The sequence below is a fragment of the Neorhizobium sp. PAMB6630 genome (genome assembly GCF_058242775.1).
In genome coordinates this window covers 1875712-1896772 of the sequence record NZ_CM177836.1, presented here as the reverse complement: position 1 = coordinate 1896772, position 21061 = coordinate 1875712, and the positions used below count along the sequence as shown (strand labels likewise).

At 61.6% G+C, this 21061-nt stretch carries 23 protein-coding genes; 11 read left to right on the top strand and 12 right to left on the bottom strand.

Annotation, left to right across the window (positions count from 1 at the left end):
• Nucleotides 1–10 precede the first annotated feature (10 nt).
• Both AC4CWF_RS08950 and AC4CWF_RS08945 read right to left on the bottom strand, forming a co-directional pair.
• Nucleotides 11–667, bottom strand: coding sequence for a hypothetical protein (locus AC4CWF_RS08950; protein WP_491285053.1), 657 nt, complete (start codon nt 665–667; stop codon nt 11–13).
• Nucleotides 664–3198, bottom strand: coding sequence for a methyl-accepting chemotaxis protein (locus tag AC4CWF_RS08945; RefSeq protein WP_491285051.1), 2535 nt, complete (start codon nt 3196–3198; stop codon nt 664–666). Before AC4CWF_RS08945 ends, AC4CWF_RS08950 begins: the two co-directional genes overlap by 4 nt.
• Nucleotides 3199–3449: 251 nt before the next feature.
• Here AC4CWF_RS08945 and AC4CWF_RS08940 point away from each other — a divergent pair, with 251 nt between their 5' ends.
• From AC4CWF_RS08940 to AC4CWF_RS08920, 5 genes are all read left to right on the top strand, one after another.
• The gene (locus AC4CWF_RS08940) at nt 3450–4355 is read left to right on the top strand and encodes a DMT family transporter (protein WP_491285049.1); all 906 of its coding nucleotides are present in this window, start codon (nt 3450–3452) and stop codon (nt 4353–4355) included.
• 31 nt (nt 4356–4386) lie between these two features.
• Nucleotides 4387–5601, top strand: a complete 1215-nt coding sequence (locus AC4CWF_RS08935) for a multidrug effflux MFS transporter (RefSeq protein WP_491285312.1) — start codon at nt 4387–4389, stop codon at nt 5599–5601.
• A complete protein-coding gene (gene mobA / locus AC4CWF_RS08930) occupies nt 5598–6233 on the top strand; it encodes a molybdenum cofactor guanylyltransferase MobA (RefSeq protein WP_491285048.1) in 636 nt (211 codons plus the stop codon). The genes AC4CWF_RS08935 and mobA overlap by 4 nt, the downstream gene beginning before the upstream one ends.
• Before the next feature lie 2 nt (nt 6234–6235).
• The gene (gene mobB / locus AC4CWF_RS08925) at nt 6236–6775 is read left to right on the top strand and encodes a molybdopterin-guanine dinucleotide biosynthesis protein B (RefSeq protein ID WP_491285046.1); all 540 of its coding nucleotides are present in this window, start codon (nt 6236–6238) and stop codon (nt 6773–6775) included.
• Nucleotides 6776–6838: 63 nt separating this feature from the next.
• Nucleotides 6839–7030, top strand: coding sequence for a hypothetical protein (locus tag AC4CWF_RS08920; protein WP_491285044.1), 192 nt, complete (start codon nt 6839–6841; stop codon nt 7028–7030).
• 40 nt (nt 7031–7070) lie between these two features.
• Here the strand turns inward: AC4CWF_RS08920 and AC4CWF_RS08915 are convergent, their stop codons facing one another.
• The gene (locus AC4CWF_RS08915; protein ID WP_491285042.1) at nt 7071–7964 is read right to left on the bottom strand and encodes a hypothetical protein; all 894 of its coding nucleotides are present in this window, start codon (nt 7962–7964) and stop codon (nt 7071–7073) included.
• Between the two features lie 478 nt (nt 7965–8442).
• Nucleotides 8443–10695 carry an OmpA family protein gene (locus AC4CWF_RS08910; RefSeq protein WP_491285040.1) on the bottom strand — a complete coding sequence of 751 codons (2253 nt, stop codon included), beginning with the start codon at nt 10693–10695 and terminating at the stop codon, nt 8443–8445.
• 277 nt (nt 10696–10972) lie between these two features.
• Between AC4CWF_RS08910 and AC4CWF_RS08905 the strand changes: the two genes are divergently transcribed.
• A complete protein-coding gene (locus AC4CWF_RS08905; protein ID WP_491285038.1) occupies nt 10973–11239 on the top strand; it encodes an usg protein in 267 nt (88 codons plus the stop codon).
• 73 nt (nt 11240–11312) lie between these two features.
• Nucleotides 11313–12131 (top strand): class I SAM-dependent methyltransferase, encoded by an 819-nt coding sequence (locus AC4CWF_RS08900; RefSeq protein WP_491285036.1) that lies wholly within the window; start codon nt 11313–11315, stop codon nt 12129–12131.
• A gap of 48 nt (nt 12132–12179) precedes the next feature.
• Here the strand turns inward: AC4CWF_RS08900 and AC4CWF_RS08895 are convergent, their stop codons facing one another.
• Nucleotides 12180–12374, bottom strand: a complete 195-nt coding sequence (locus tag AC4CWF_RS08895) for a hypothetical protein (protein ID WP_491285034.1) — start codon at nt 12372–12374, stop codon at nt 12180–12182.
• A gap of 157 nt (nt 12375–12531) precedes the next feature.
• On the opposite strand from AC4CWF_RS08895, the gene AC4CWF_RS08890 reads away from it, so the two are divergent.
• From AC4CWF_RS08890 to AC4CWF_RS08880, 3 genes are all read left to right on the top strand, one after another.
• Nucleotides 12532–13092, top strand: coding sequence for a DinB family protein (locus AC4CWF_RS08890; RefSeq protein WP_491285032.1), 561 nt, complete (start codon nt 12532–12534; stop codon nt 13090–13092).
• Between the two features lie 3 nt (nt 13093–13095).
• Nucleotides 13096–13506 (top strand): CopD family protein, encoded by a 411-nt coding sequence (locus AC4CWF_RS08885; protein WP_491285030.1) that lies wholly within the window; start codon nt 13096–13098, stop codon nt 13504–13506.
• 86 nt (nt 13507–13592) lie between these two features.
• A protein-coding gene (locus tag AC4CWF_RS08880) for an IS630 family transposase (RefSeq protein ID WP_491285028.1) occupies nt 13593–14539 on the top strand; the annotation gives its coding sequence in 2 pieces (ribosomal slippage) (nt 13593–13932 and nt 13932–14539; 948 coding nt in all).
• A gap of 56 nt (nt 14540–14595) precedes the next feature.
• On the opposite strand, the gene AC4CWF_RS08875 is transcribed toward AC4CWF_RS08880, so the two are convergent.
• The 4 genes from AC4CWF_RS08875 to AC4CWF_RS08860 are packed head-to-tail and all read right to left on the bottom strand — an operon-like array spanning nt 14596 to nt 18490.
• Nucleotides 14596–15423: an ABC transporter ATP-binding protein gene (locus tag AC4CWF_RS08875; RefSeq protein WP_491285026.1), complete on the bottom strand. Its 828-nt coding sequence runs from the start codon at nt 15421–15423 to the stop codon at nt 14596–14598.
• Between the two features lie 20 nt (nt 15424–15443).
• Nucleotides 15444–16274 (bottom strand): ABC transporter permease subunit, encoded by an 831-nt coding sequence (locus tag AC4CWF_RS08870; RefSeq protein WP_491285024.1) that lies wholly within the window; start codon nt 16272–16274, stop codon nt 15444–15446.
• A gap of 48 nt (nt 16275–16322) precedes the next feature.
• Nucleotides 16323–17498, bottom strand: coding sequence for an FMNH2-dependent alkanesulfonate monooxygenase (ssuD, locus tag AC4CWF_RS08865; RefSeq protein ID WP_491285022.1), 1176 nt, complete (start codon nt 17496–17498; stop codon nt 16323–16325).
• Nucleotides 17499–17524: 26 nt separating this feature from the next.
• Nucleotides 17525–18490: an aliphatic sulfonate ABC transporter substrate-binding protein gene (locus AC4CWF_RS08860; protein ID WP_491285020.1), complete on the bottom strand. Its 966-nt coding sequence runs from the start codon at nt 18488–18490 to the stop codon at nt 17525–17527.
• A gap of 292 nt (nt 18491–18782) precedes the next feature.
• Here AC4CWF_RS08860 and AC4CWF_RS08855 point away from each other — a divergent pair, with 292 nt between their 5' ends.
• On the top strand, nt 18783–19652 hold the full coding sequence (locus tag AC4CWF_RS08855) for an NAD(P)-dependent oxidoreductase (RefSeq protein ID WP_491285018.1): 870 nt from the start codon (nt 18783–18785) through the stop codon (nt 19650–19652).
• Here AC4CWF_RS08855 and AC4CWF_RS08850 read toward each other — a convergent pair.
• From AC4CWF_RS08850 to AC4CWF_RS08840, 3 genes are all read right to left on the bottom strand, one after another.
• On the bottom strand, nt 19580–20260 hold the full coding sequence (locus AC4CWF_RS08850) for an ATPase (protein WP_491285015.1): 681 nt from the start codon (nt 20258–20260) through the stop codon (nt 19580–19582). The genes AC4CWF_RS08855 and AC4CWF_RS08850 overlap by 73 nt on opposite strands.
• A 19-nt stretch (nt 20261–20279) precedes the next feature.
• Entirely contained in the window at nt 20280–20480 is a 201-nt protein-coding gene (locus tag AC4CWF_RS08845) for a hypothetical protein (RefSeq protein WP_491285013.1), read from the bottom strand.
• A gap of 63 nt (nt 20481–20543) precedes the next feature.
• The gene (locus tag AC4CWF_RS08840) at nt 20544–21032 is read right to left on the bottom strand and encodes an Lrp/AsnC family transcriptional regulator (protein ID WP_491285011.1); all 489 of its coding nucleotides are present in this window, start codon (nt 21030–21032) and stop codon (nt 20544–20546) included.
• Nucleotides 21033–21061 lie beyond the last annotated feature (29 nt).

Here is a 21061-nt window from a genome sequence, read left to right as displayed (position 1 = left end):
CTCGCCACAGTCACGCAAGTGGCCGCAATTCCGAATAAAGCGCACCCAGCGGCAGTTGGTAAAGCCTCACCAGAGCTGCCCAGAAGTTATAGTCCACAGCTGGCGCACGGTCCGGCTTGCCGAAGCCATCAAAATGATCGCCAAGCCCAAGCGCATGGCCAAACTCGTGAACCACTTGGTCAAAGGTCGCCACATGACCTGTCCGCGAGTCGATATTAACGGATAGGGTTTTACAAAAGCTGCCCGCTGCATCGACCGCATCCATGTCCCAAGCCGCCGTCCCCGGTCCCTTGCTGACATTGCCGACACAGATCTCTTTCGGCTTTTCGGGATTTCCCACAGCCTGCCGGAGCCAGATCATCATACCTTGATTTGTGGCTGAGGCTCGATCTGGTTGAACAGAAAACACATGAGAACCGAGAACCTCACCAATCAGTTTTACAGCCTCCTCGGCCCGCTCGTCGTTCGCGAGAAACACCGGGATCGGCCCCTTTGCAAGGTCCCAGCGTTTCACCCTACCCGGCAGAAACGATTTGAGATTTGATTCCACGGGAGAACCGTTGCTCTGCGAAAGGAGAGCATCGATATTCTCACCCTCAAGAAAGGTCTTTTCGCGAAGCCATTTCTTGGCGGAACGGGACGCAAAGGAGTGATCGAACTTACTCACGCCGCCCACTCCCGCCGTGCGCCGCCGGACACCGGTTCACCCGTGCGAAAATGCTCGATCTTTTCCGACAGCGCCTCGACGCGTCCGCGAAGGCCATGGATTTCGGCGTTGTTTTCCTCCACCATCGCGGCATTGCGCTGGGTGATCAGTTCCACCTCGCCGAGCGCATGCGTCACCTCGTTGATGCCGACCGACTGTTCGCCGGTGGCGGACGAGATATCGGCGACGAGTTTCTGCACGGTGCCGATATGGCTGATGATCTCGGTCAGCGCCTCGCCGGTTTCCTCGACCAGATGCACGCCGTTCACCACCTGCCGGGCGCTTTCGGAGATAAGGCCCTTGATCTCCTTGGCGGAATTTGCGCTGCGTTGCGCGAGTTCCCGCACCTCCTGCGCAACGACGGCAAAACCACGCCCCGCCTCGCCGGCACGGGCTGCCTCGACGCCGGCATTCAGCGCCAGCAGGTTGGTCTGGAAGGCGATCTCGTCGATGACGCCGATGATGGTGCCGATCTTTTCAGACGAGCGGTTGATCTCACCCATCGCAGCGATGGCATTCGTCACGACGGCACCGGAGCGGGTCGCAAAGGCTTCCGTCTGGTCGACGGATTGCGCCGTGCGCTTGGCGCTGTCTGCGGTGGCACGCACGATATGGCCGAGCTGGCGCAAGGCGCGTGTGCTCTCTTCAAGTGCTGCCGCCTGCTGTTCGGTGCGCCGTGCCAGATCGTCGGCGGAGGCGGCAAGGTTGCCGGTGCCGCTGTCGATATCGCCGGCGACCATGCGCACATCCGAAAGCGTGGCCCGCAGCGTCGAGACGGCCTGGTTATAGGTGCGGGCCATCTCGACGAATTCGGCGGGGAGATTTTCCGTCATTTCCTGTTCGAGGTCGCCTTCGGCCAGACGATGCAGCACGTCGGAGAGCGCAGACAGCGCCTGGCTCTGTTCGTTGGAGATGCGCGCCCGCTCGGCCGCACGGCGTTGCGCCTCGGCCTCCGTTGCGCCGCGCGCCGCACTTGCCTCCTGCTCGAGGCGAACGTTTTCAAGCGCTGCATCGCGAAACACGCTGACCGAGCGCACCATGTCGCCGATTTCGTCGCCGCGCTCGCGGCCGTCGATCTTGACCTCGAGATCGCCACCGGCAAGCCGGGTCATGATCTCGGTCACCCGGCGCAGCGGGCCACGCAGGGTTTCCACCAGCATCAGGGCACCGATGATGGCGAGAAGCGTGCCGACGACGGTTGCTCCGACCGACAGATTGGCGGAAAGCTCGCTGTCCTGTTTGCCGGCCTCCTGCGCCTGCGCCACAAAATCCTTCAATCCCGCCATGCCCTTCGCCAGCGTATCCTGGGCGGCCGCACGTGCTGCCTTCCATTCGGCCGAGAGCTTCAGGATCACGTCGGTGTTGCCGCTCAGTTGCTCCAGTTGCGGCAGAAGCTGCGGCGAAAATTCGCGCATGGCTTCGTTTTTGGTGCCGAGCTTGCTGACATTGCCGCTCGCCGTCGTCAGCGCGCGGATATCGGCCAGAACCTCCTCGCGGGCAGCCTCGGAGAGCGTTACCCGCAGACGCTCGGTATGCAGTTGCAAGAGGTCGATCAGCTGTAGCGAGGTGCCGATTTCGGTGAGCAGGCTGCGCATCAGCTGCACTTCGTCTTCCAGGTTGGCAAAGCGGTCGGTCGCGGTCGCGGTGCTGCGCAGCACCTCCTGCCGAAACGCTTCCTGCACGGGCACGAAGGCGTCGATTGCGGCGCGCACGGCAACCGCCTTTTCCGGCGTCGGCAGCGGGCCGGCGATCAGCTCCTGAAGGCTTTGGGCCTGCGCCTTCACGGCATCCACCATGCGCGCGGATTTGGTCGTGCCACGGCCTTCCAGCTTCGGAAACTGTTTTTGCAACACGCCGAGATAAGCGGACGCCGCCTTGATGGTGGTGGCGTCATCGGTCACGCCGCGGATGGCATCGATGATGTTTTCGATATGGCGATCGACCGTCTTCAGCACGAAGGCATCAAACAGCGCGCCCTTGGCAAAACGTTCCTTGCTTTCCGCCTCTTTGCGCACGGTGATGATCTGCGCGTTGACGGAGGACGCGAGCATGCGGATTTCATCGACACCTGACTCCATCGCCTGTTCCGTGCGCGTGATCTTGCGCTCGATCTCCCAGAGGCCTGCCGTCTGCTGTTTCAGCGCCGGCGCTGTCTGGCGCACCACATCCAGCCGCGTCCGGTCGGCATCGGTCAGCTGCAGCCCGTCAAGGGTCACGACCCCCTTTTCCAGCTGGTCGATACCTTCGTTGAGGCTTGTCAGTTTGTTGCGGGAGGGATCGGCGAAAAAGCCGAGCAGATCCGCCTGCAGCTGTTCAAAATCGCCAATGTTTTCGATGGATGCCCGGGTCACGGTCATGTGGCCGTTCAGCATCCGCGCCGTATAAAAGCCGGCAAGGCCGACCCCCGCAATCAAGAGGATCAACGGCACGACGAAGAGCAGAACCTTGGTCACGATCCGACGGCTCTGCAAAAGACGGTCCAGGAATGACATCGCACTACCCCGTGCAGTAACCCGGTCTGCCCGCATCGGCACCTGTCACGCGTCATTCCACCTCATACGGAACACTTCGAAACTTGCCCGGCAGCTATTGAACATACGTTAACGCCCGGCAAAAGCTGGCCATTTATGGGATAAAATATGACAGCAGGTCTCATAGGTTGATCGAATGGCTGGTCCGCACCCCGGCGATGCTTTAAGCCCTTGCTAAAATCAGGTCGAAAAAATCTTCTAGGGAATCGGAAATGCCTTTGTCGCAGAATGCACGCGGCGCGCTGATGATGACGCTCGCCATGGGCGTGTTCACCACCAACGATGCCTTCGTGAAAATGGTGACGCCGGAGATGAATGTCGGCCAGATCATGTTCCTGCGCGGTACCATGACGCTGGTGATGCTCATTCTGCTCGCCCGATATTACGGCCTCCTGCATCAGGTCAGGCTGATGTTTGCGCCGAGCGTCATCCTGCGCTCCGGCTTCGAGATCGGTGCCGCCGTCAGTTATATCTCGGCGCTTGCCCATATCGATCTGGCGGTTGCCGCCACCATCCTTCTGTCCTTGCCGCTCGCCGTGACATTTGGCGCATGGGCCTTCTTCAAGGAACCTGTCGGCTGGCGACGCTGGTCGGCCATCATTGTCGGCTTTATCGGCGTGCTGATTGTTCTCAGGCCAAGCCCTGAAGCCTTCGTGCCCGCCTCGCTGTTTGCCGTCATTGCCGTTGTCTTCACCGCCGGGCGCGATCTCACCACAAGGCGCATTCATGCAGGCATCCCCACGCTGCTGGTGTCGCTGTTTGCAGCGCTCACCAACACGGTCTTCGGTGCCGTCCTCATCTTCCCCATGGGCGGCTGGAGCCCCGTCAGCGCCTCGGCGCTAGGGCACCTCGCAATTGCCTCGCTGCTTATCCTTGCCGGATACCAGAGCATCGTGATTGCCATGCGCTCCGGCGATATCTCGTTTGTCGCCCCCTTCCGTTATACCAGCCTGATGTTTTCGCTCACCCTCGGTTTCTATTTCTTCGGTGAGCAGCCGGATGGCTATATGGCGGTCGGCGCAAGCCTCATCGTCGTGTTGGGCCTCTATGCCTTTTACCGGGAAAAACAGCGGGCACGAACAATTGCGGCTACGACCCCGCCCCGCACGCCTGTTTGAGCGGTCAGGCCGGATGACCAGTACCGAACCGGTGACACGATCCGTCTATCTTGACCGCGCAACCCCGCCGCACATCTCCACGCTTGTACTGGTGGCCGGGCTTGCGGCACTCAGCATGAACATTTTCCTGCCGACGCTTGCGGCCATGGCCACACATTTCGGCACCAGCTACGGCGTGATGCAGGTTGCCGTATCCGGTTATCTCGCTGGCACCGCCATCCTGCAACTGGTCATCGGCCCGCTGTCGGATCTTTTTGGCCGCCGCCCTGTCATGATCGGCTGTGTCGTGCTGCTGGCCATCGGCACGCTGATCTGCCTCGTCGCACCCAATGCCACCGTCTTCATGATCGGCCGCCTGTTGCAGACGGCCATCGTTGCCGGCTTTGTCCTGTCACGCGCCATCGTGCGCGACATGGTGCCGGCCGATGAGGCGGCCTCGATGATCGGTTATGTCACGATGGGCATGTCGCTGGTGCCGATGGTGGCGCCGGCACTCGGCGGTTTTCTCGGCGATGTCTTTGGCTGGAAGGCGAACTTCCTTGTCATCCTCGTCTACGCCCTCCTCTGCCTTGCCATCAGCCTGCGCGATCTCGGCGAAACCAACCACCGGCGCACGGTAAGTATCGGCGCGCAGTTTCGCGCCTGGCCGGAACTGGTGCGCGCCCCGGCCTTCTGGGGTTATGTGCTGACCGGCGGTTTTGCCTCGGGCATCTTTTATGCCTTTCTCGGCGGCGCACCCTATATCGGCTCGGTCGTTTATGGCTTGGCGCCGGCCATGCTCGGCCTGCAATTCATGCTTTTGGCCGTCGGATATCTCGTCGGCAATTTCCTCTCGGGCCGTTATGCCCGCCATGTCGGCCTGATGGGCATGATCACCTGTGGCAATATCGTCAGCATCGCAGGCGTCGCCGGCTCGCTCCTCCTCGTCGGCACCGGCAGCGAGGTGGCGATCGCCTTTTTCGGCCCGCTAACGCTGGTCGGAATTGGCAACGGGCTGGCGCTGCCCAGCGCCAATGCCGGAATGGTGAGCGTTCGCCCGCATCTGGCCGGCTCCGCCTCGGGTCTCGGCGGCGCGGTCATCACCGGCGCTGGCGCTGCGCTGTCCGTTCTGGCAGGCTGGCTCCTGAGTTTTGGCGACGGCGTCATGCTGGTCCTCTGGCTGATGTTCGCCTGCGCGGTCCTTGCCATCGCCGCCACCGAGTTCATCCGCCTGACCGCCAGAAACGCCGCAAGCGAGGACATATGACGACAACCCATCCGGTCTCGGTAAAACCTCCCGGCGTCATTCTGGCCGGCGGCCGCTCGCAACGGATGGGAGAGGACAAAGCGCAGGTGCTACTCGCTGGAAAAACGCTGCTCTCTCACGCGATCGCGCGCCTTGTCCCCCAGCTGTCGGCCCTCGCCATCAATGCGCCGGAAGGTTTTAAGCCCCCGGAAAACCTGGCCCTTGTGCCCGATACGCTTGCCGGCCAGCGCGGCCCACTTGCGGGCATTCTCGCCGCGATGCGCTATGCGAAAAACCTCTCACCGGTCGCAAGCCATGTGCTGAGTGCCCCCGTCGACAGTCCTTTCCTGCCGACAGATCTGGTTAAACGCCTGCAGCAGGCCATCGAGGACGGCCACGACATTGCGGTTGCCGCTTCGCGCGGCGCCATGCACCCGGTCTGCGGCCTCTGGCCGGTCGAGATCGCCGACGCCCTCCAGAGCTTCCTCGAAACGCCGGAAAACCCGCGCGTGAAAACCTTCCTGTCCCGCCATGACACGGTGGAGGTGGATTTTGCCGATATCGAAACCGCCATCGGTCCGCTCGATCCCTTCCTCAACGTCAACACGCCGGATGACCTGAAGACTGCCCATCGCTACCTCGAGGCCCTATAAACATGACAGCAGCAGACAGACGCCCGCGCATTTTTGGCATTTCCGGCTGGAAGAATTCCGGCAAGACCGGCCTTGCGGTGCGCCTGGTGGAAGAGTTGACGCGGCGCGGCTTTCGCGTTTCCACCATCAAACACGCCCACCACGATTTCGACATCGACAAGGTCGGCGCCGACAGCTACCGCCATCGCCAGGCCGGCGCGCATGAAGTGGCGCTGGTCTCCGGCACCCGCTTTGCCATCATGCACGAGTTGCGTGGCACGCCTGAACCCAGCTTCGAAGAAATCCTCGCGCGCCTTGCCCCTTGCGACCTCGTCCTTATCGAAGGTTACAAGCGCGAACCTGTGCCCAAGATCGAAGCCCGCCGGCTGGAGGCAAAAAACCGCGAACCGCTCGCCCCGACCGATCCCCACATCACCGCCATTGCCGCCGACCACCCGGTCCCCGACGCCACCCTTCCGGTTTTCGATCTGAACGACACGATGGCGATTGCCGATTTCGTGCTGGCGGTGGTGGGCCTTCCCAAGTCAGCACGCGACGCCTGACGCACTACTCCTGCCTTTCCAGACATGCTCGCCCACGAGGACCGGCGCACCGGACGGCGGCTGATGGAGATCGTCACCGGCACGGGCGACAGCCGCCTGCGCCGCTTACGCGAGACCATCCTGAAAGTCGGCCCTGAAACGCGGCGCTCGGCTCGTCGTTATACGAGGTGGCGCAGCCCCGGCCACAGGGCGGACCAGGCGGCAGCGGTGGACTTGCACGACGATCATCGTGATGCGGCGGCCATGAAGGTTTGAAAATCCGTCCTGAGTGAATAGGATGGGTTCATATGTCCCCTCATACCAATCTCAGTCTGCGAAGGCGCTTCTTCCACTTTTGCCAGCGGGTCTTGGGCGGCGCATGAACCTCCGTACCTCTGGCATTGATGAGAGCGCAATCAATGAAAAGCCGACCGCCACGCAGACGCACCGCCTCATTAAAGGCCACATGCTCGCAAACCTCATGGCCATCATCGCCAAGCCCTAAATAACGGCACCCCGAAATCGCCGAAAGCCGATAAAGGCCCAATCCGCCGAAGGCACTTTCTACCTCCACACGCCCTTGATCTGGCGGTAGCGAAAAGGAGATCGCGGTGATGAAGCGCGCAACGGCGTCCTCCGGGCTCATCTCCTTGGGGCGCTCGCGCACCTTCCTCCAGACATCGTAGGGGCAGAGCCTGGCATGGCGCAGGGCCCACAGATCGTAATAGCGGTCCGCCTGATTGGCGAAGAGGCCGGCCCAGTCGCCGGTGTCATTTTCGACAAGTTTCACCAGATAATCGACGCTGACGGTGGAATTGACGTCATCAAGGTCGAGCAGCAATAGAAAAGCATGTTGAGGATCCGCGACAGAGACTTCCGCGCGCGCCAGAATGGCATTGCGCAGATAGGCCAATCGAGCCGTACGCTTGCGGTAAGTCCGGCCAATTCCGTCCAAGCTTTCAAAATAACAAGAAGGATGCTGTCTAGCGAAAGACTTTAAAACTGCCTTTGTCCGATCGACGGAATCGTTTTCGAGAAAAATGAAATGACTCCGGGAAAAACGGCCGGCCAGTTCCTCCAGCATCGGAAGCAACCGCGGCAGCGAGTGCGCGCAATCACGAGCGAGACCGGCGATTACAATCTCCTTGTCGATCCGGCCTGCTTGCAAAGATCTGCCATCCGGCAATGCCTGCTCAAACTGCAAGTTCATTATACCGTCCCTCAATGACCATTCCGGCCGAAAAACGCGGCCATGGCTTGTTCCATCAGCATTTTGTAACCGAACCCGACATGTCCCAAATGGGCGGCCTATCCGCTCTCGATTGACGGAGGGATAGCCGGATTCCGACCCAACAGGAAGGCGGAATGCCGTTGCCACAGCCTCTGCCACAGCATAATCGCCACCTCGACCGCCTTGGTGGTCTCCTGCCACGCGGCTCCAGCCTTTTTTGCAACGTGGCGGGCGCATTTCGCCTGTCGCGCCACCTGCCCGAGCGAGTGCCGGACGCAAAGGAACTGCTCGCGGAGCGCGGATATGATGCCGTTTGGTTGCGCCCACACATTTCTTTCCGCAATCTTCCTCGCCGCGACATGCTGCTATTGGCGCGGCGAATGAGGCCTCAGTCTCGCTAGCCCACGAAAAAGCCGCCGGATCTCTCCGGCGGCCATGATTGCAGTGCAGAAGGGTTTTAGCGGTTCTGCGCCACCGGCTTTACCAGCGCCGTGATGCGGCGGATGGTGACGCGGCGGTTTTCCTGTGAGGGGCCGTCGGTGTTGACCTTCAGATAACGCTCGCCATACCCTTGCGTCGTCATGTTTTCCGGCGGAATGCCGTAGACGTCGCTCAGCACCACCGCCACCTGCTCGGCGCGACGGTCGGAGAGAACAAGATTGCTCTCGTCGGAACCCACGGCATCCGTGTGGCCTTCGATCAGGAAGGTTTCGCTCGGATCCTTCTTCAGCACCTCGTTGATGGCATCCGCCACCTTGCGCAGCGAACGCGCCTGGTTCATCGGGATATCAGCACTGCCCGTGGCAAAAGTGATCGTATCGAGGTCGATACGGCGCACCTTGTCGCGGATACGGGCGGAATAACGCACTTCATCCAGCGAATAGACCCGTTCGACACGCTCTACCGGCGGCTGTTCCAGGAATTTGTAATAGTCCCGGTCCGGATCGGTCGAGGTATCGATGATGTACTGGCTGACCGGCACGGTCAGACGCATCGGCGGCAGGTCGTCGGCCGGGTCACGCCATTCGTAGCCCGGACCACGGTCCTGACGCTGCTCGGGGGCATAGAACAGCACATATTCGCGGCCATCCTCGCCAATGCGCGAGCGCTGCACCACGTCACCGTAGCGGTCGCGGATCGTCACAATCTGCACACCATTGTCCCGCGCGATGATTTCGCGGGTCCGTCCGCCCGGCAGGCGTTCGTATTCCGGCGTGTAACCGCTGTCGTAGAAACGGCGGCTGTCGTCGTGGCGCACGATGGTGCGGTTGTCGAAGTTGATGATGATGCGGCCGTCATCGGAGGGACCGCCGGCATCGCGTCCATCAAAACCAGCCGGCATGTCATAACGCGGGCGCTCCCGCATCCGCTCGCCACGCTCGGAGGTGATGGCCTCCATGCGCACCGGCGGGGCTGCACGGCCGGCAGGGCCTGCCTGGGCATCGGCATCGGACCGCGGCGGCGGTGGCGGCGGGGTGTTGGGTGCCACCGGTTGCGGCTGGGCGCCCGGCTGTCCTGCCTGCGGCCCGCCATCACGGCGCTGACCGTCACGGGATTGCCCGTCTTGGGGCTGGCCATCGCGAGGGCCGCCCGGTCGGCCCATGGCAGCCGGCGCTTCCTTGGCGCTGTCGAGAACGGCGGCACCATTTTCAACCGGAAGCACGATGGGCTGGTTGCTGGCAGCGGGGTTCTCGGCAATCTTGCGGGCGCGCTCGACCTGTTCCGGTGTGGTGGGCGATGCAACATTTGGTGCAGCGGGTGCCGCCGCTTCACCCGGTGCCGGCGGCACGGGACGAGCGCCAGGTGCCGGGGGCTGACCAGCGGCAGGCGCCGGAGCATCGGGGGCGACAACGGCCGGAGCCTTGGCGCCGGGGACCGGTGCGGGAGCAACAGCTGCCGGAGCGGCAGGGCGCGCGGCCGGTGCCGGTGCTTCGCCAGACAGCGGCGTTGCGGGCCGCGCGGCAGGCGCCGGCGCCTCGCCGGCTTCCGGCTGCGGCTTCTGGGCATCCGTCGTCCGCGGGCGCGGCGCTTCGCCGGGCTTCTTCTCCGGGGCAGGTTTTGCTACAGGGGCAGCCTCGGCAGGCGCCGGGCGCGACTGCGCCTCCGGCTCAGCCGCCGGCTTTTCGCGGGCCGGTTTCGCCTCGGCTGGCTTTGGTTCGGGCGGCTGCGGACGAGCAGCAGGCGCGTCAGCCGCTACGGGTTCCCTCGCCTTCGGTTCAGCAGCTTTGGGTTCGGCAGCTTTGGGTTCCGCGGACTTGGGCTCCGCGGCCTTGGGTTCTGGAGCTTTTGGTTCTGGAGCCTTCGGTTCAGGTGCCTTGGGTTCAGGCGCTTTCGGCTCTTCGGCCACCGGTTCACGGGCGGCAGGGCGTGCCTTGGGCTCGGCCGGGGCTTCAGGCGCCGGGGCAGCGGCGCGTGGTTCGGCTTTCGGCTCGGGCTTCGGTTCGGGGCGCGCCTCGGGCTTTGCCTCCGGCAGCGCCTTCTGAGGTTGTTCTTCGGCAGCAGGCGGTGCGCGGCGCTTTTTCAGCTCCTCTTCGCTTTCTGCGCCTGCAGGCGGCGGGCTCACGGCGTCCTGTACGCGGATGATGTCGCTTGCACCATAAGCGCGCTCAAGCTGCGGCATGTTGGGCATGGCCTGCGCGTGCGGCACCATCAGGCTCATCGAAATCAGCGGCATTGCAACGCTTGCAAGATATCCGGTTCGCTTGGACATGTTTTCTCCTGGGTCGTCTTTTAACCGTCCCTTGCGCCGGGATCGGCGCGCCTCAACGGCGGACACGGTCTTTGGTTCCACGCTCAACAAGACACCGGGTGATGTGAACAGCAGATGAACCCTTGTGGCAGCAGTCATTCAGAATGAGTGCCAACTATCTGATTTATAGAGATAAAACGTTTGATATGATGGTTTTGTTAAGCTTCACTTAAGCCAGCGGTGCTCCAATGTCTACGAGCGCTCGCGCTCGACGCAGGGTCAACTCCAGGGGATACGCATGACACCCGAAATGGACATGATGCTGAAAGGCTACGGCCTCACCACCGCCCAGATCCTTTACCGCCTGCCGGATCATCCGGCCCTTCTGCAGACCTATATCTGGCAGAACTACGATCTGGCGCCTGACTTTCCCGAAATGCGCGGCTTTCTGAAATTCTGGCAGGACACGCTGGATGGACCGCTGCATTCCGTGCGGTATGTCCATCGCAAGCTGATCGCCGCCAGCGAATGGCGCTCGTTGAAGGGCGAGTTCATCCTGCATTAGGCGGCTTGTCCTTGCCATTGGCTGGCACTTTGCTTAAATCCGGCTCAAACGGTTCGGACACAAGAAGGCTGCCATGACGAAGATCGACGAAGAAGCGCTGGCGGAAGCCTATAACCGGGCTCTCGCCCACGAAAAGGCCGGCGAAATCGATGCAGCCGTCGCCGCTTACGGCGAGGTTCTCGAAATCGATCCGGAAGATCATGGTGGCGCGGCCGTGCGCATCGCGTCGCTGGGGCGCGGTGAAACGCCGCCCAGGGCGCCCGATGCCTATGTGGAAACGCTGTTTGACCAGCATGCGGAAAGCTTTGAGGATATCCTCGTGGCGCAGCTCGGTTACGACGTGCCGAAAATGGTGCTGCAGCGCCTGCAGGAGCGTGAGCTTGGGCCCTTCAAGCGCATGCTTGATCTCGGCTGCGGCACGGGGCTGACGGGCGGCACGCTGCGCGATCTCTGCGAGGATATCACCGGCATCGACATTTCCGAAAACATGGTCGAAATCGCCCATGAGAAGGATCTGTACGAGACGCTCTACGTCGCTGAAATCGAGGATTTCTTCGAAGACAATGACGATGAGCCCTTTGACCTGATCACCGCGACCGACGTCCTGCCGTATCTCGGCGCGCTGGAGCCCTTGTTCTTCGGGGCTGCGGAAAACATGGTGGATGGCGGCATCTTCGTGTTTTCCTCCGAAACGGCCTCTGACGACGTTCTCGCCGGCCGCCCCTATATGGTCGGCCCGCACCAGCGTTTTGTCCATTCGCCCGCCTATATCCGCGAGCGCCTGGCCTCCACCGGCTTTGTCGTCATCGAGATGGAAGAGATCAACGTGCGCATGCAGGATGGCCATCCGAGCCCTGGCCATCTGGTTGTCGCCCGCCTCACCAAGGCCTGATGTTTTGGGGCGGCAGGCCGGGGTCGTCTCTCCGGCCCGCCATTTCCTTTAACGAAACAGCGCCGCAACGGCCGCATGGATCACGGTCGCGCCGCCGATTGGCGCGACAACGAGCAGTGCGAGATTAAAGCAGATCACCCAGATCAGAACCTTCTGCTCGCGGACGGTCAGCGTCCGTCGCGGCGGGTTTTGCGGTGGTGGCTCCGGCTGGCGTCGATAATAGCCGTTAAGGTCAAGAAACATCGCAGTCCCATCTTTTTGAACATCTGCGCTGTCGGAAATCCTATACCGGATCGGTTGGCTTCGGAAGCTTGCGCCATCGGAAATGCCTGATGGCGTCGATCAAGCCTAGCCAGCACCGCCCTGTCCCTCTAAATTCAGCGGTAACCGGAGGGGCACAATGACACCAAACCGCTATTTCCTCGTTCAGGCCTATAACAATGCCTGGGCCAATCACCGGCTTCTTGGCGCCTGCCGAACGCTGACGCCGCTGGAACTGCAGGTTACCCGCACCAGCTTTTTTCCCTCCATCCTGCACACGCTGAACCATATCCTGACGGTGGACTGGTTTTACGTGAGCGCGCTGGAAGGCCGGCCGATGGGGGTCGCCGCTTTCACGCCGGAACTTCCCTTTCTCGATTTCAGCGATCTGGAACGCGAGCAGCGCGCCGTCGATCGCCGCCTGATCGATCACTGTCGCCAGATGCAGGATGATGACTTCGCCTGCGACATCGTCATCCCCCGCGCAAACGGCGAGCAGCGCGAACAGGCAGACCGCCTGCTGCTGCATCTTTTCCAGCACCAGATCCACCACCGCGGCCAGGTGCATGCCATGCTCTCGGGCACCCGCACCAAACCACCGCAACTCGATGAATTTTTCTGCGCATCGCCCACTGAACAGGCCCTGCGCCGGGGCGATCTTGCCGAACTCGGCTTTTCCGAAACACAGATCTGGGGTTGATCCATGCTCTATTTTCTCTTCAAGGCGCTTCACGTCGCCTCCGATATCATCTGGGTCGGCGGCATGCTGATCAATGCCTTCGTCATCGGCATGGTGCCGGCGCCGATCCGCACCGGCGTCATCAGCGCACTGCGCCGTTATGACCGCATCGTCACCACAGGCGCGCTTGCCGGCGCCTGGATCTTTGGCCTCATCCTTGTCTTCGGTTATGTCGGCTTTTCCGGTGGCTGGCTCCATGCCAAGCTGCTGATCGTCGTGCTCCTGTCGGCCCTGCATGGCATGCAGAGCGCCTGGTTGCGTCGTATGGAAGCCAACCCGCTCATCGATCCGCCGGCTTTCGTCGCCAAGGGCATGCCGATCGTGCTCGTCTCCATCGTCATCGTGGTGGGCCTTGCCATCATCAAGCCGTTCTAGAGCGTTTCCCTAACTGATTGAATCGGATGGCTTTGCAAATCAGTCTCCTTCTGATTCAAACTATCTGCCGATGGAGGTCGGCAGATATGTCGAAAGCCCTTTCCGTTGATCTTCGCATACGTGTGCTGGCTGCCGTGAACGGCGGCGCATCTCATAGAGAGGCTGCCGAGCGTTTTGGCGTGAGCGCAGCCAGCGTGAGCCGCTGGCGTCACTTGCAAATCCAGCAGGGAAATGTTCGACCCGGTCCACTCGGCGGCGACCGCAATTCCCACAAGACAGAAGCGCATGCCGATCTGATCATGACCTGGCTCGGCGAGCACCGGGACGGCACCCTTTTCGAGCTTCGCAAAGCCTTGGCTGACCAAGGCATTTCCATCAGCAAGTCGGCGCTGCATCGCTTTCTTGTCCGGCACGAACAAACGCGCAAAAAAAGACTGGCCATGCGGTAGAGCAAAGCCGCCCGGACGTTCTGGAAAAGCGGCAATGCTGGTTCGAGGAGCAACTCGATCTCGATCCAGAGCGGCTCGTGTTCATCGACGAAACCTGGACCGCGACCAATATGGCCCGTACTCACGGGCGATGCCGCAAGGGCGAGCGATTGAGGATGGGTTTCCCTCACGGTCATCGCAAGACGACCACATTGGTTGCGGGCCTCCGTAACACGGGAATGGTCGCGCCACTTGTCATAGACGGACCGATCAACGGTGAGTGGTTCGAGGCGTATGTCGCCCAGGTTCTGGTTCCGACATTGAAACCAGGGGATGTTGTCATCCTCGACAATCTGTCCAGCCACAAACGACCGGCAGCAAGGGAGCTGATCGAGGCGGTCGGCGCGACAATGATGTTCCTTCCGCCCTACAGCCCAGACTTCAACCCCATCGAGAAGGCCTTCTCCAAGCTCAAGGCTCTCCTGCGAAAAGCTGCGGAGAGAACCGTCACCGGACTGTGGGATCGCATCGGAAAGCTGATTGATATGGTCGAACCGCAAGAGGCTCAGAACTACTTCAATTCCTGCGGATATGATCCAACATGACAGGGAAACGCTCTAACGTCAACAGCTGTCCCGTTGTGAAGGGGGCATCTGCCCCCTCATGATGTGCCGAGGATCGCCGATAGCAGGCGACCTTCTAGCTGTGCCAGTTCCGGATCGCCATGTTTTCGCGGATGCGGGCGCGGCACATCGAGATCAAGCGTCACGCGGCCCTCGTCCAGCACGATCACCCGGTCGGCCAGATGCACCGCTTCGGCCACATCGTGCGTTACCAGTACGGCCGTAAATCCCAGTTCCCGCCAGACACGTGCAACAAGCTGCTGCATGCTGATACGCGTCAGTGCGTCGAGCGCGCCCAAGGGTTCATCGAGCGCCAGAAAACCCGGGCGGCTCACCAGCGCCCGCGCCAGCGCCACACGCTGACGCTGGCCGCCTGACAGGCTTGCCGGCCAGTCCAGCGCCTTGTTGCGCAGATGCATTTCCCACAATACGTGTTCGGCACGCCGGCGGGCCTCCTCGCGCGACACACCCTCGCCCAAGCCCACACCGACATTGTCGATAACGTTGAACCAGGGCAGAAGGCGCGGCTCCTGGAACACGATGCGGGCCTCCGGGGCAATCTTGCGGCCCTGTTCGTCCTCGAAGGCAATGTCGCCACCGCTTGCCGTCTCAAGACCGACGAGCAGCCGCAGCAGCGTGCTCTTGCCGCAGCCGCTCTTGCCGACAATGGCGACAAACTGCCCGGCAGGGATTTCGAGATCGATGCCGCGCAGCACGCGGTTTGATCCGAAGCTCTTTTCAACCCCTTTGAGCCGCAAGGCTGCGGCCCTGACAGGACCGGTCTCAGGGGCGGCAGGTTCTGCCGTATGTGTCGTTTCAGCCTGATGCAGAAGAGAAAGCGTCGGATTGAATGGTGCAATAGACATGGGAAAGATACCCTCTTGCTTCAGCGTTGATAGGCGACGTTCCAGGACAGCGTCCACCGCTCCAGCGCCCTTGCGATGACATCGGCAAGCTTGCCGAGCACAGCGTAGATGACGAGGGCGAGCACCACGACATCGGTCATCATGAATTCACGGGCATTGTTGGCCATGTAACCGATGCCCGAGGAGGCAGCGATGGATTCCGACACGATCAGCGTCAGCCACATGATGCCGAGCGCATAACGCAGGCCAACGAAGATCGAGGGCAGTGCGCCGGGAAAGATCACCTTGGTAAACAGCGACCAGTTGCTCATGCCATAGATGCGGCCCATCTCGATCAGCCCGCGATCGACATTGCGCACGCCGTGATAGGTGTTGAGATAGATCGGAAACAGCACGCCAAGGGAGGTCAGGAACAGCTTGGCCTCCTCGCCGATGCCGAACCAGAGGATGACGAGCGGGATCATTGCCAGATGCGGGATGGTGCGGATCATCTGCAGCGTCGTGTCGGTCAGCTGCTCGGAAAGTTTCGACACGCCGTTTGCGATGCCGAGCAGGAAACCAATCGAGCCGCCGATGGCAAGGCCCGCCAGCGCGCGGGCGCCGCTCACCAGAATGTTGTGGCCGAGACTGCCGTCCGACGCCTCCGACCAGAAGGCTTGCCCAACAGCTGCAGGTGACGGCATCACCCGGTCAGAAATCAGCCCCAGAGAAGATCCCGCCTGCCACAGCAGAACAAGGGCAAGCGGCACGGCAAAGGGCAGCAGACGCGCGCGGTCAGGTCTTGGGAGGCGAAGCAAACGCGGTGTGCTGCGCGCCGGCGAACGGCCTGCCTCAAATTCGACTGTGGTCATGACGGGATCTCCTTTTCCGGGATGGGAGGGGGAATGGCGGCGGTCCCTTTAAGAGGCCGCCACCGATTTCAGCGTCTGGTGTCCGCCGCCGGCAAACACCGTCTTTTGCGAAAACTCCGAGCCGAAGCCCGTGCGCTGTTCGGCGCGGCCGATGCCGAGTTCGGGAAACAGCAGTTCCGCCACGCGGTAGGCTTCTTCCAGATGCGGATAACCGGAGCCGATCACCGTCTCGATGCCGATCTCCTGATATTCCCGAAGCCGCGCCGCCACCGTCTTCGGCGATCCGACAAGGGCGGTGCCCGCACCGGAACGCACCAGCCCGATCCCAGCCCACAGGTTCGGCGACACTTCCAACTTGTCGCGGCGCCCGCCATGCAAGGCGGCCATGCGCTTCTGGCCAACCGAATCGGAAGCCTTTTCGAAATGCGCCTGCGCCTTGGCAATCGTGTCGTCATCGAGCTTGGAAATCAGCCGGTCTGCCGCCTCGAAGGCCTCATCGTCGGTTTCGCGCACGATGAAATGCAGGCGGATGCCGAAGGAGACCTCGCGACCCTTGGCGGCGGCGGATTTGCGCACCTGCGCCACCTTTTCCGCCACCTGCTCCGGCGGTTCTCCCCAGGTCAGGTATGTGTCGGCGCGGCCCGTCGAAAACTCGATGCCGGCCTCGGAGGAACCGCCGAAATAAAGCGGCGGACGCGGCTGCTGGATCGACGGGAAACCGAGCCGCGCATCCTTGGCCTGTACATATTTGCCATCGAGATCGGCCTTACCGGTGGCCAGCAGATCCTCGAACACCTGGAAGAATTCTTCCGCATGGGCATACCGCTCGTCATGCGGATGAAAGATGCCGTCGCCGGCCAGTTCCGCCGGGCTGCCGCCGACAACAATGTTGAGCAGAAGCCGGCCATTCGAGATGCGGTCAAGCGTCGAGGCAAGGCGCGCATAATAGGCCGGTGATGCCGTGCCGGGGCGGATCGCCACGAGGAATTTCAACTTTTCCGTAAACGGCGCAAGAGAGGCCGCCGTCACAAAGCTCTCCTCGCAGGAAACGCCTGTTGGCAAGAGAACGCCGCTATAACCGAGGCGGTCGACGGCGACAGCGATTTCGCGCAGGTATCTGTTGTCGGGCGCGCGGTTGAGATCGCTTGCACCGAGATAGGTGCCATCACCGCTGGTCGGGATGAACCACAGGAAATCGATGGGCTTTTGGGCTGCACGGGTCATGTCTGGTCTCCTCGATACGGTTCGGTTCAGCTGGCCTTGGGGCGCCAGACGATGTCGGTGATGGTGAGTTTCTTCGGCAGGATTTTCAGCGCGAAGAACTCGTCGGCCAGCGCCTGCTGGTAGGCAATCGCCGCATCCGACACCGTATCGACGGCGCCGAGATCAAAACCGCTGCGGGTGAGCGTGATGCGGGTGATATCCTGGGGCACGCCGGTGATGGCCGAAAGCGCCGGCACGGTGGTGTCGAGATCGGCCTGCGCCCGCTTGCCCACCTTGGAAAGCTCGGCAAAGAGTTCGGGAATGAGATCGCCGTGCTGTTTTGCAAAATCGCCGTTGGCGAGGAAATAGCTCCAGCTGTCGACGATGCCTTCCGCCGTCGTCAGCACCCGCGTCTGCGGATCGGCTTCGGCCACGGCCGTATAGGGGTCCCAGATCGACCAGGCGTCGATGCTGCCGGTCTTGAAGGCGGCCGCCGCATCCGGTGGCGACAGATCGACCAGCGTCACATCCGACAGCGACAGGCCCGCCTTGCGCAGCGCCTGCACCGCCACGTTATGGGCGCTCGATCCGCGCTTGAAGGCAAGCTTTTTACCCTTCAAATCGGTGAGCGTCTGGATGGGCGAATCCTTGTGGACGAGAATGGCAGAACCGGCCGAGCTGCCCTTGTAGGTGCCGATATAAACGAGGTTGCCGCGGGCAGCCTGGGCAAACAGCGGCGGCACGTCGCCGGTTGGCCCGAGATCCAGAGCCCCCGCCCCCAGCGCTTCCAGGAGCGGCGGGCCGGAAGAAAATTCCGACCACTCAATCGCAATGCCGCGATCGGAAAACAGCTTTTCCAGCGCGCCCTCGCTTTTGGCCAGCGCCAGAACACCGTTCTTCTGCCAGCCTATGCGGATCGTCTTTGGTGCCGCGGCCCATGCGCCCCGCACCAGCGGCAATGTCGCGGCGGCTGCCGCCCCCATCAGTCCCAATACCTGTCTGCGTCTTACCATGGTCTCGATCCTTCGATCCGGAGTGCTGCAGCGGGCCTGTTGCCCTTTCGTGTGTTGCAGCTCTCATGGTGCGTTAGACGACAGATATGGTCGACATTAAATGATTTCGAAAAACATCGATTACGGGAGAAATTTTTCCAAGATTTCGCGATTTTCTGCGTCGGAAACCGCAATCGCTCCGAAGGCGGGATTTCGGGATATCGGGACATCTTGCCGGCCGAAGAAATCGTCCCGGTGCTTTCCGCCTGCCGCGATATCGGCTAATCATCGCCCATCACAGTTGGAGCATGACATGGCGAAAGTTGCATTCATCGGTCTCGGCGTCATGGGTTTTCCCATGGCAGGTTATCTGAAGAACAAGGGCGGCCACGAGGTCACGGTCTATAACCGCACCGCCGCCAAGGCCGATGCCTGGGTGGAGAAGTTTGGCGGCGCATCTGCCGCCACCCCGCGCGAGGCCGCCGAAGGCGCCGATTTCGTCTTCACCTGCGTCGGCAATGACGACGACCTGCGCTCGGTGACGCTCAGTGAAACCGGCGTGCTCTCCGGCATGAAGCCCGGCGCCATCCTCATCGACAACACCACCGCATCCGCCGAAGTCGCCCGCGAGCTTTACGCGGCAGCGAAAGACAAAGGCTGCGGCTTCATCGATGCCCCCGTCTCCGGCGGCCAGGCCGGCGCGGAAAACGGCGTGCTGACCGTGATGTGCGGCGGCGACGAAGACGTGTTTGACAAGGCACGGCCGGTTATCGATGCCTATGCCCGCATGGTCGGCCTGATGGGTCCGGCAGGCTCCGGGCAGCTCACCAAGATGGTCAACCAGATCTGCATCGCCGGCCTCGTCCAGGGCCTTGCCGAGGGGATTCACTTTGGCAAGAAAGCCGGCCTTGATATTGAAAAGGTTATCGAAGTCATCTCCAAGGGCGCTGCCGGTTCCTGGCAGATGGAAAACCGCTACAAGACGATGAATGCCAGCAAATACGATTTCGGCTTTGCCGTCGACTGGATGCGCAAGGACCTCGACATCGTATTGACCGAAGCAAAACGCAACGGCGCCACGCTCCCCGTCACCGCCGTCGTCGACCAGTTTTATGGCGAAGTGCAAAAGCTCGGCGGCAACCGCTGGGACACATCCTCGCTGCTGGCGCGGCTTGAAAAGTAAGCCGAGAGGCGCTCAGGCGACAAACAGATCCTCGGCGCGCTTTTGAAGCGCCGGGGCAATACAAGCCGCAATCTTCTGGTCGAAGGGCAGCGTGCGGGAAAAAGCGTTGGAGGTGATGGTGCCAGCCTCAAGCTCCAGAACCAGCCGGTAGCCTTGCGCACTGCTGTTGTCGAAACCGAGACGGCATCACAGATGCCGACCACTTCCCCAAGATTTCGAAAAGCTGCCTCGTATCGCCGCCGGATGGCCTCTTCCGGAATGGGATGCCCACCCATGCGGACACGCTGCGCGACACGCAACACATGCAGGTCTGCGGATTCAAGCGCGATGAACACCAGCAGCGTCCGGTATCCGCGCTTTTTCGCGCGGCGCAACAGGTTGACCGATTGCCGGCTGCTCAGTGTCGTCTCGTAAGTGAAATCCTGCGCGCCCGCCAACAGCAGATCGAGCGTTTCCAGTACACGCCTGCCCGCTTCCAGCGATGCGGTTTCCGGGTGATCGGGATCTATCGTCTTGGCCACCTCGTCGGCATTGACGAACTGGCCCGGCAGATGAAGTTTTCGGTAAAGAGACGTTTTGCCCGCGCCATTTGGCCCGCCGAGCACCATGCATTCCGGTGTCAGCCGATCACTCTGCAGCATCGGCGCTGGTCTTGTCACCTTGTCGCACGATCACCGTTTTGCGCCCGTCGGGATGCTCTTCGATCAAGCGCCCCTGTTGATCGGCATAATAGGAAGACGTGCCCATGGAACGCGCCTTCGACCGCTCTTCCGACCCGATCTGTCCCACGTCACCAGCGGCGGATTTCAGCACATCAAGCATACGCATCGGCGAAACCTCCATTGAAGCGCCAATCTACACCATCTCACACACCCTGAACAGCTAGCGGCCTCAGTCCTCGCCCGCCTTCTGGTTGTCCAGCAGCATGTAATCCAGCGGCAGTTCGGTCGTATACTTGATCTGCTCCATCGCGAAGGCGGAGGAGACGTCGCGGATTTCGATGCGGGCGATCAGGCGTTTGTAGAAGGCGTCATAGGCGGCGATATCGGGCACCACCACGCGCAACAGATAATCCACATCGCCGCTCATGCGGTAGAATTCCACCACTTCGGGGAAATCCACCACCACTTCGGAAAAGCGCTTCAGCCATTCAATCGAGTGGCTTGCCGTGCGGATCGAGACAAAGACGGTAACCTTGGTATTGACCTTGACCGGATCAAGCAGCGCCACACGGCGGCGGATCACGCCATCCTCTTCCATCTTCTGGATGCGGCGCCAGCAGGGTGTGGTGGAGAGGCCGACCTTCTTGGCGAGATCGGCAACGGCAAGCGTTGAATCTTCCTGCAGAATACGCAGGATCTTGCGGTCAAGGCGGTCCATTTTCACTCCTTCAAGGATTATTTTTCTTC